The organism is Stenotrophomonas sp. 278 (assembly GCF_003935715.1).
Taxonomy (GTDB): Bacteria; Pseudomonadota; Gammaproteobacteria; order Xanthomonadales; family Xanthomonadaceae; genus Stenotrophomonas; species Stenotrophomonas maltophilia_AH.
Genome location: NZ_RHPP01000151.1, coordinates 1 through 9,205 on the forward strand (window position 1 = coordinate 1; position 9,205 = coordinate 9,205).

A 9,205-nucleotide genomic window follows, 5' to 3' on the forward strand; every position below is an offset into this window, starting at 1 on the left:
GCACTGCCGCCCGCGCTGGCCGCACTGGCCGGCGTGGCCTCGACCCGCGCCGGGGGCGACCCGGCACGCCGCGCCAACAGCCGTCCCACGGCGGTACCGGGGCTGGAGGAAGCGTCGGGGCGGTCCGTCATGCGGCGGGTCCTGGGGCGAAGATGGAGTAGGGTAGGTGGGAACAGTATCGGCGCTGGATCGGCCGGCTTGAAGACATCCTCTACACAAAAACGGACCGCCCCATGAAGGTGATGCTGGTCGGTGCCACCGGTCTGGTCGGCACCCAGGTGCTGCAGCTGTTGCTGGACGATCCCCGCTGCCAGACCGTGGTCGCCCCCACGCGGCGGCCGCTGGCGCTGGCTGACGCCCATCTGCTGAATCCGGTGGTGGACTTCGCCCAGCTGCCGGAAGCGGCCGACTGGTGGGCCGTGGATGCGGTGATCTGCGCGCTGGGCACCACCCTGAAACAGGCCGGCAGCCGTGAGGCCTTTGCCCAGGTGGATCATCAGTACCCGCTGCAGGTGGCCCGACTGGCGCGGGCGCACGGCGCGGCGGCCTTCGTACTGAACTCGGCCAAGGGGGCGGATCCGGATTCACGGTTCTTCTACAACCGGGTCAAAGGCGCGCTGGAGCAGGATCTGCGCGGGCTGGGCTACCCGTCCCTGACCCTGGCAAGACCGGGTCTGATCGGCGGTCGGCGGGTCGTGCACCGACGCGGAGAAATGCTTGCCAGCGCGGTGCTGAGGGCGCTGAGGCCAGCGCTGCCTCGTGGCTGGCGGATCAACCCTGCGGAAAATATTGCCGCCTCCATGGTGGAGGCAGCGCTGAACCCGAAAACGGGCGTGCGAATCGTAGAAGCTGAACAGTTGGCGTGATTTGGACTTGGATGGCTGACTACGAAGTGCGAGCAGTCCTGTGAGCATATTCGGAGGAATTTCAGGGACGACACGCCTGCACACCTCTAGCCTCGGTTCCTTGTCATGAACAAGCGAGGCTTCACAAGTGCTCGGAACTTACGTTCGAATGATGACGCGCGTCGCGTTCCTGCTCGCGATTGGCGCAATCAGCGCCGCCCAAGCAGAAACAACCTCAAGTACGGCTGTTCACCACCTCTCGTTGCGAGTCATGGATGAGGGCCGACAGGTGATGTCGCCTTCGGTACAGATGACTGCTGAGGGGCCGGTCCAGCTCTCGATTGGCAACAAGGAGGATGGATACACACTTGAACTGGATATCCTGGAGCATTCAAGCTCCTCAGCCTCCGACGCAGCAGCAATGCAGGTTGTACTGTGGCGAGGGCCCGCGGGTTCAGGATCGCGCTTGCTGGATCGGGTGATCCTGCTGACCTCGAATGGCGACGGAGCCGCCGGGGCTGGTTCCGCAAGGCAACAGACAACGGGTGCCTCGGTAGAGCTCATTTCTCATGCGTTGCAGTCAACTGCAATGAGTGATCTCGGAAGTGCGCGATCCTGCGAGGGTGAAAGTAATCCCGGCCCGGGTTCCATGCCGGGAACCGCCAACCATACGTGTTGCGGTCGGATTTGTAGCGGTGACAACGGTGATGCGGACCAAACGCTGACGTGTTGCGGCAACAAGCCGACAACGTGCTGCGGCTGCGGGGTGTGCTGCACCAATCCGTAATGCTGCAGACGATATCCAACGAATAACGGCCACCGTGGGGTGGCCGTTATTGTGAATCAGTCGGACTGCCGACCAACGATTGGAGATTACTGGGCCAACGCCAGGTCGTCCATCATCGCGCGCAGGAACCGCGCGGCCTCACCGCCGGTGGCGGCACGGTGGTCGAAAGTCACCGACAACGGAATGACCTTGTGTGCTTCCACGCCGCCCATCACCGGGGTCATCTGGTGGCGGGCACGGCCGGCACCGACGATGGCAACGCACGGCGGCACCACCACCGGGGTGGCATAGCGGCCGGCGAACATGCCGAAGTTGGACAGCGAGATGGTGTAGCCGCTCAGCTCGGACGGTGCGATCGAGCGCGATTCGACCTGCTCGCGCAGACGGTTCACGCCTTCGCGGATGCCGCGTGCATCGAGCATGTCGGCATTGCGCAGCGCCGGCACGAACAGGCCGTCGTCGGTGTCCACCGCAATGCCGATGTCGACCTGGGCATGCAGGGTGCGGGTCAGCGCGTCGCCGTCAAACCAGGCGTTCATGGCCGGCACCTTCTGGCTGGCGACCACGATGGCGCGTACCAGACGGGCGGTGACATCGTTGCCCGGCAGCCACGCATGGATGTCGGCGTCGTCGTTGAGCGTGGTCGACACCACCTTGCTGTGGGCATCGGCCATCACCCGCGCCATGTTGCGACGCACGCCCTTGAGCGGTTCCGGCTGGCCCTTGGCGACCACGCCTGGCGGCTGGGTGCGCATCGGCTTGCCGGCCGCCGACATCGGCGTACGAGCTTCGGCCTGCCGCACCGGGGCCGGTGCGGCAGCAATCGGCGCAGCCGCAGGAGCCGGCGCGCTGCCGATCTTCGCGCTGCCATCGGCAGCGGCCTGTTTGACGTCGGCCATGGTCACTGCGCCGTCCGCGCCAGTGGCGCGCACGCGGGTCAGGTCCACGCCGAGCTTGCGTGCGGTCGCACGCACGGCCGGCACGGCCTTGACGCCGCCTACCGCAACGGCCTGTTCGGCGTGCACGGTGTTCGAACTCTGCATCGCCCCGACCACCGTGCCGGCGTCGTCGCGCTCGGCGGAGGGCCTGGCGATTTCGCCGCCTTCATCCGAGGCGACCACTTTGTCCGGCTGCGCGGGCGCGGTCTGCCCGGTGCTCGGCGTAGCCGCCGGGGCCGCATGACCATGGCTGTGGCCGGTGTCCTGGCCGTCGGCGCGCTGCGGCAGGTTCGGGTCCAGTTCGAACTGGGCCAGCACGCTGCCGGTGGGAATGATGTCGCCGGGACCGCCGGACAACTTCAGCACCTTGCCCGAGAACGGCGAGGGCACCTCGACCACGGCCTTGGCGGTTTCCATCGAGACCAGCGGCTCATCAAGCCGGATCACGTCGCCTTCCTTGACGAACCACTCGACGATGGTGGCGTCGGGCAGGCCTTCGCCCAGGTCGGGGAGGTTGAAGTTCTTGTTCTCACTCATGTGCAGTTCTCTTCAAGCAGTTCGAGATCGCGGGCCGGGAGCCAGCCCGTCGCGCCGTTTGCGCGTTCGGACCACCACCAGCCGCCGTGTTCATGATGCAGTTTGACCATTTCACCGCTTTCAACGTCCAGTTCGCGGGCGTCGTAGTCGCGCAGTGCCTCTGCACGACCATCGTCCAGCACCTGCAACCATGCCACCGGTGCCCAGCCGGCGCGCCCGTCATCGGTGCGCACCCAGGCAAAGGCCGGCCATTCCTCGTCGCGAACACCCAGTTCGACAATCTGGCCGGTGCGGAACCGGAGCGGGTTGGGGTACTGGCTGCGGTACGGGCCTAGAAGACGGGCCCGCATGTCAGCCTGCCGCTACCGCGCGCTTGGCCGCGCTCACAATCCGGTCCACGCTTGGCAGGTACTTCATCTCCAGGCGGAACAGCGGAATGTGGGTGTCGTAGCCGGTTACGCGTTCGACCGGGGCCAGCAGGTCGTACAGCGACTCCTCGGCCAGGCGCGCGGCGATTTCCGCGCCGAACCCGGCGGTCTTCGGGGCTTCCTGCACGATCACGCAGCGTCCGGTCTTGGCCACCGATTCGGCGATGGTGGCGAAGTCGAGCGGACGCAGCGTGGCCACGTCGATGACTTCGGCGCTGATCCCTTCACCGGCCAGCTTGTCGGCCGCCTCCAGCGCTTCCTTCACCTGTGCGCCCCAGGTCACCAGGGTCACGTCGGTGCCGTCTCGCAGCACGAAGCAGACGTCCAGCGGCAGGGCTTCGCCGTCGTTGACCACCACTTCCTTGTACTGGCGGTAGATGCGCTTGGGTTCCATGTAGATGACCGGATCCGGCTCGCGGATCGCAGCCAGCAGCAGGCCGTAGGCGCGCTGCGGCGAGGACGGCAGCACCACGCGCAGACCGGGCACGTTGGTGAAGATGGCTTCGTTGGCCTCGCTGTGGTGTTCCGGTGCACGGATGCCACCGCCCCACGGCACGCGCAGCACCATCGGGCAGTTCAGGCGGCCGCGGGTGCGATAACGCAGGCGGGCGGCATGGCAGACGATGTGGTCGACCATCGGGTACATGAAACCGTCGAACTGGGCTTCAGCGACCGGCTTCATGCCCTGCGCGGCGAGGCCGATGGTCAGGCCGGCGATGGTGGTTTCATCCAGCGGGGTGTCCAGCACGCGGTCGGCACCGAAGCGCTGCTGCAGGCCGGCGGTGGCACGGAACACGCCGCCGTTCACGCCCACGTCCTCACCCAGCACCAGCACCGACTTGTCGTGTTCCAGTTCCCAGGCCAGGGCCTGGGTGATGGCTTCAATCAGGGTGATGGGGGTGCTGGTCATGGTCTGTTCTCCGCGCGCAAGGGCGGCGCTGTCGGCGGCGTGGGTCTGCGCGGTGGTGCTGGAAACGTGCTTGAGCTCATCCATGACGCTGCTCCAGGGCAATGGCCTGGGCGCGCTGGGCGAGCAGGTCCTGCGGCGGATCGGCGTACAGATAATCGAACATTGCCTCGACCGGCTGCACGGGGGTGTTGAGGTAGAGGTTCACTTCCTCGTCCACGCGCTTGCCGCACTCGGCGGTCCACGCAGCTTCTTCTTCCTCGCTCCACACCCCGGCGCTGGTCAGGTACTTGCGCAGGCGCAGCATCGGTTCCAGCAGCCAAGCGTCCTTCACTTCCGCGTCGTCGCGGTAGCGGCGGGCGTCGTCAGCGGTAGTGTGGTCGGAGAGGCGGTAGGTCATCAGTTCCAGCACGGTGCCGCCGCCGCCGGCCAGGGCGCGATCGCGTGCCTGCAGCATGGCGGCCATCACCGCGATCAGGTCGTTGCCGTCCACCTGCAGGCAGTGCAGGCCGCCAGCCAGGCCCTTCTGGGCCAGGGTTTCGGCACCGGTCTGGGCCGAGCGCGGTACCGAGATGGCCCAGCCGTTGTTGACGATGCACAGGATGAGCGGGAGCTTGTAGGCACCGGCCGAGTTGAGCGCGGCGTAGAAGTCGGTCTTGGAGCTGCCGCCATCGCCACACACCGCCACGGCGATCTGCTTTTCGTTGTTGAGCTTGAACTTCAGCGCCGCACCGGCCGCGTGCAGGCACTGGGTGGAGATCGGCACGCAGAACGGGAAGTCCTTGGCCGCATTGCCGCCGTAGTCGTTGCCGCGCTCGTCGCCGCCCCAGTACATCAGCACGTCGCGCGGGCGCACGCCGCGCATGAACATCGCACCGTACTCGCGGTACGACGGCGCGAACACGTCGTCCTTCTGCATTGCAGCACCGATGCCGACGTGCGCGGCCTCATGGCCCAGGCAGGCGGCGTAGGTGCCCAGCTTGCCGGTGCGCTGCAGCGCGATCGACTTGCCGTCGAACACGCGCACGAACAGCATCTGCTTGAACATCGGCAGCAGCGCCTTGGGGTCGCGCAGGGCCTCGGGCAGGTCATCGCGGACGAGGTTACCGTCCGTGTCCAGGTACTGCAGGTATTCGATCTTGAACTCAGCGGCAACCGTCATTGCGTACTGCACCTTCGACAGGAAGTTACAAATGATATGAATTGCCATGTTAAGGAAGGCGTACGAAAAAGCCGTCCTGCGGCGCAACAAGGAAACCGCCTGGCAGACCCCAGGTGTACCGTTGTCAGCCCCGAAATGCCAATAACATCAACGTATTCAGCTGGCGCAACGGCGCATGAGCGTTCGCCGGACGGGGCGAGCGCGGCAATGGGTCGCAGCCGCTGCCGCGCTGAACGGGCCGTCCACACGCCACCGTAGGGCGGCCGCTGCGCTACGCTTGCACCCCCTTACGCGGTCACTGCCATGTCTGTCGAAAAGAACCAACGCGATCTGGAAGCCGGCATCCACACCGACCTGGAAGGCCGCCTCACCTACGGTGGCTACCTGCGCCTGGACCAGCTGCTCAGCGCGCAGCAGCCGCTGTCCAACCCACCGCACCACGACGAGATGCTGTTCATCATCCAGCACCAGACCTCCGAGTTGTGGCTGAAGCTGCTGGGCCACGAACTGCGCGCGGCGATCGGGTTCCTGCAGCGCGACGAAGTCTGGCAGTGCCGCAAGGTGCTGGCCCGCAGCAAACAGGTGCTGCGCCAGCTGACCGAGCAGTGGTCGGTGCTGGAAACCCTGACGCCGTCGGAATACATGGGCTTCCGCGACGTGCTCGGCCCTTCGTCGGGCTTCCAGTCGCTGCAGTACCGCTACATCGAGTTCCTGCTCGGCAACAAGAACGCGCAGATGCTGCAGGTGTTCTCGCACGACCCGGCCGGCCAGGCCCAGCTGCAGCAGGTGCTGGACGCGCCCAGCCTGTACGAGGAATTCCTGCGCTACCTGGCGCGCTTCGGTCATGCCATTCCGGAAACCTACCAGGGCCGCGACTGGCAGACCTCGCACGTGGCGGATGACGCCCTGCACCCGGTGTTCGAGCGCATCTACGAGAACACCGACCGCTACTGGCGTGAGTACGCGCTGTGCGAGGACCTGGTCGACCTGGAAACCGCCTTCCAGCTGTGGCGCTTCCGCCACATGCGCACGGTGATGCGGGTGATCGGCTTCAAGCGCGGTACCGGGGGATCGAGCGGGGTCGGGTTCCTTCGCCAGGCGCTTGAGCTGACCTTCTTCCCGGAGCTGTTCCAGGTGCGCACCACGATCCGCAACGACGATCCGCTGCCGCCGGGGTGAGGGCCCATTCAGGAATTCAGGCTGAAGTGTTTATTTGACGTGAACGCCCAAGTTCTGGAATTCTCCCGGGTTGTTTCGCACATCGGACGTGCATGTCATCCACCGAACCCAGGAATCCCGCATGAGCGTAGACGCCGCCGCGAAACCCGTTCCCGAACCGGCGCTGCCGGAGTTCAAGACCACCCTCGGCCATCCGCGCCCGCTGTGGATGCTGTTCATGACCGAGTTCTGGGAGCGCTTCGCGTTCTACGGAATCCGCTGGGCGCTGGTGCTGTACATCGTGGCGCAGTTCCATGCCGGTGACGCTTCAGGACAGGGTGCTGCTGGCGTGACCTACGGTGCCTATCTGGCACTGGTGTACGCGGCGGCGATCTTCGGCGGCTATGTGGCCGACCGGGTGCTGGGGTATCAGCGCTCGATCCTGACCGGTGCGCTGATCATGGCGGCCGGGCTGTTCATGATTTCCGTACCCAATCCGGAGATCTTCGAGCTGGGCCTGGCCACGATCATCATCGGTAACGGTCTGTTCAAGCCGAACATCTCGACCATGGTCGGCAAGCTCTACGGCCTGAAAGATGAGCGCCGGGATTCTGGCTTCACCATTTTCTACATGGGCATCAACATCGGCGCGATGATTGCCCCGGTGCTGACCGACTACCTTGCGCGCAAGGTGTTCGGCACCGACGCCATGCCGTCTTACAAAGTGGTGTTCATTGCGTCGGGCGTGGGTATGTTGCTCAGCCTGGTGTGGTTCTACATCGGCCGTGCGGGCTTGAAGGGCATTGGTGCACCTCCTGCCGGTGCGGAAGGTTTCGGTCGCGTCGTGCTTGTGTTCATCGGCGCGCTTCTCGCCATTCCCGTGGCCTACTTCCTGCTGTCAACTGATTCGACCCTGCTGGGCTGGGTTCTGGCCGGGATGCTCGTGGCACTCGGAATTCTGCTGCTGGTCGAAGGGTTCCGAGAGGGCAAGGTGCAGCGTGATCGCGTCATCGCGATGCTGATCATCTTCCTCTTCAACGTCGTATTCTGGATCTTCTTCGAACAGGCCGGCAGCTCGTTCACGTTCTTGGCCGACAATATCGTCAACCGTAATCTGGGGGGCTGGACGTTCCCGACGGCGTGGTTCCAGTCGGTGAACTCCGTGGCCATCATCACCCTTGCGCCGATCCTGGCATGGATCTGGGTCAAGATGGGCAGCGCCAACCCGTCCATCCCGCGCAAGTTCGGCTTGGGCCTGCTCTTCAACGGCGCGGCCTTTGCGCTGCTGATGCTCGCCCTGTCGACCATGGTGGTGGAGGGTAAGATCCCGTTCTGGACCCTGTTCATGGTCTACGTGATCCAGTCGGTGGGTGAGCTGTGCCTGTCGCCGATCGGTCTGTCGATGGTGACCAAGCTGGCTCCGGTGCGCCTGGTCGGCTTCGGCATGGGCGGCTGGTTCCTATCCACTGGCATCGGCAACCATCTGTCGGGCATCTTCTCCAAGTATCTCAGTGGTGACGAGGGCCTGTCGGTTGAGTCGGCTCTGCACGGTTACACGCTTGGGTTCTGGGCATTGATGGGGGCTGGCGTGGCGTTGTTCCTGCTTGCTCCTTTCATCAACAAGCTGATGCACGGCGTCAAGTGAGGTCTGCGATGCGCATGAAGATCGGGTGTTCGTCGTTGATCGTGGCCGGGCTGCTGTGTGCCTGCTCGCCGTCTTCGCCACCGGCCCCGGCTGATGCGCCGTCGCCTGCCGCCTCCGTGCAGCCACCGGTCGCTGGAACCAGCGCACCGGTGGCCGCCGCCGTCACCGCGCTCAACAGTCGTTTTGATCCCGCCCGTGATCCGGCCGCCGACCTGGCGGTCGCGCAGGCCGAAGCCCGCCGCACTGGCAAGCGCATCGTGCTCGATGTGGGCGGCGAGTGGTGTTCCTGGTGCCACCTGCTGGATGCCTTCATCGAAGGTGATGCCGACGTCCGCACGCTGGTCGATACGAAGTACGTGTGGATGAAGGTCAACTACAGCGAAGACAACGAGAACGCGGCCTTCCTGTCGCAGTTCCCGGCGATCAAGGGCTATCCGCACCTGTTCGTGCTCGACGCGGATGGCAAGCTGGTGCACTCGCAGTTCACCGGTGAGCTGGAAGCGGACAAGGGCCAGCCCAAAGGCTACAACCGCGAACGCTTCCTCGGCTTCCTGCAGGCCTGGGCACCGTAATACAGGACCGATGCATCGTCTGGTCATGACGAATGCGTCTGCCATGTGCCGATGCAATGATTTGCCATGACGGACGCATCCGTTCTGCGCCGATGCAATGATTTGCCATGACGTAGAGCCGGGGGTGGCCGGCGGGGTGTGGGGGCCCCCCCCCACCCCCCCCGCGCCCCCCGCGGGACGGGGGTGGGCAGATACTGTGTGTTTTTAACAAATGGCGCGGGCGCCC

At 65.2% G+C, this 9,205-nt stretch carries 8 protein-coding genes; 4 read left to right on the top strand and 4 right to left on the bottom strand.

Features of this window, described 5'->3' with window-relative positions; translation table 11 throughout:
• Positions 1 to 233 precede the first annotated feature (233 nt).
• The gene (locus EGJ34_RS18510; protein ID WP_125361931.1) at positions 234 to 866 is read left to right on the top strand and encodes an NAD-dependent epimerase/dehydratase family protein; all 633 of its coding nucleotides are present in this window, start codon (positions 234 to 236) and stop codon (positions 864 to 866) included.
• Between the two features lie 852 nt (positions 867 to 1,718).
• On the opposite strand, the gene EGJ34_RS18515 is transcribed toward EGJ34_RS18510, so the two are convergent.
• Genes EGJ34_RS18515 through pdhA form a run of 4 tightly spaced genes read right to left on the bottom strand, consistent with a single transcriptional unit; the run spans position 1,719 to position 5,604 of the window.
• Positions 1,719 to 3,107 (bottom strand): dihydrolipoamide acetyltransferase family protein, encoded by a 1,389-nt coding sequence (locus tag EGJ34_RS18515; RefSeq protein ID WP_125361932.1) that lies wholly within the window; start codon positions 3,105 to 3,107, stop codon positions 1,719 to 1,721.
• Positions 3,104 to 3,457, bottom strand: coding sequence for an SH3 domain-containing protein (locus EGJ34_RS18520; RefSeq protein WP_125361933.1), 354 nt, complete (start codon positions 3,455 to 3,457; stop codon positions 3,104 to 3,106). The genes EGJ34_RS18515 and EGJ34_RS18520 overlap by 4 nt, the downstream gene beginning before the upstream one ends.
• 1 nt (position 3,458) lies before the next feature.
• A complete protein-coding gene (locus EGJ34_RS18525; RefSeq protein WP_125361934.1) occupies positions 3,459 to 4,529 on the bottom strand; it encodes an alpha-ketoacid dehydrogenase subunit beta in 1,071 nt (356 codons plus the stop codon).
• On the bottom strand, positions 4,522 to 5,604 hold the full coding sequence (gene pdhA / locus EGJ34_RS18530) for a pyruvate dehydrogenase (acetyl-transferring) E1 component subunit alpha (RefSeq protein ID WP_125361935.1): 1,083 nt from the start codon (positions 5,602 to 5,604) through the stop codon (positions 4,522 to 4,524). The genes EGJ34_RS18525 and pdhA overlap by 8 nt, the downstream gene beginning before the upstream one ends.
• Positions 5,605 to 5,907: 303 nt before the next feature.
• On the opposite strand from pdhA, the gene EGJ34_RS18535 reads away from it, so the two are divergent.
• The 3 genes from EGJ34_RS18535 to EGJ34_RS18545 all read left to right on the top strand — a co-directional run bounded on the left by EGJ34_RS18535 (position 5,908) and on the right by EGJ34_RS18545 (position 8,979).
• Positions 5,908 to 6,783, top strand: coding sequence for a tryptophan 2,3-dioxygenase family protein (locus EGJ34_RS18535; protein ID WP_125361936.1), 876 nt, complete (start codon positions 5,908 to 5,910; stop codon positions 6,781 to 6,783).
• 121 nt (positions 6,784 to 6,904) lie between these two features.
• Positions 6,905 to 8,407, top strand: a complete 1,503-nt coding sequence (locus tag EGJ34_RS18540) for an oligopeptide:H+ symporter (RefSeq protein ID WP_125361937.1) — start codon at positions 6,905 to 6,907, stop codon at positions 8,405 to 8,407.
• Positions 8,408 to 8,415: 8 nt separating this feature from the next.
• Positions 8,416 to 8,979, top strand: a complete 564-nt coding sequence (locus EGJ34_RS18545) for a thioredoxin family protein (protein ID WP_125361938.1) — start codon at positions 8,416 to 8,418, stop codon at positions 8,977 to 8,979.
• Positions 8,980 to 9,205 lie beyond the last annotated feature (226 nt).

Bases quoted from the DNA above. Each gene is read 5' to 3' on its own strand.
- EGJ34_RS18520 (WP_125361933.1), bottom strand. From the start codon at position 3,457: ATGCGGGCCCGTCTTCTAGGCCCGTACCGCAGCCAGTACCCCAACCCG.
- EGJ34_RS18525 (WP_125361934.1), bottom strand. From the start codon at position 4,529: ATGGATGAGCTCAAGCACGTTTCCAGCACCACCGCGCAGACCCACGCC.
- EGJ34_RS18515 (WP_125361932.1), bottom strand. From the start codon at position 3,107: ATGAGTGAGAACAAGAACTTCAACCTCCCCGACCTGGGCGAAGGCCTG.
- EGJ34_RS18510 (WP_125361931.1), top strand. From the start codon at position 234: ATGAAGGTGATGCTGGTCGGTGCCACCGGTCTGGTCGGCACCCAGGTG.
- EGJ34_RS18545 (WP_125361938.1), top strand. From the start codon at position 8,416: ATGCGCATGAAGATCGGGTGTTCGTCGTTGATCGTGGCCGGGCTGCTG.
- EGJ34_RS18540 (WP_125361937.1), top strand. From the start codon at position 6,905: ATGAGCGTAGACGCCGCCGCGAAACCCGTTCCCGAACCGGCGCTGCCG.
- pdhA (WP_125361935.1), bottom strand. From the start codon at position 5,604: ATGACGGTTGCCGCTGAGTTCAAGATCGAATACCTGCAGTACCTGGAC.
- EGJ34_RS18535 (WP_125361936.1), top strand. From the start codon at position 5,908: ATGTCTGTCGAAAAGAACCAACGCGATCTGGAAGCCGGCATCCACACC.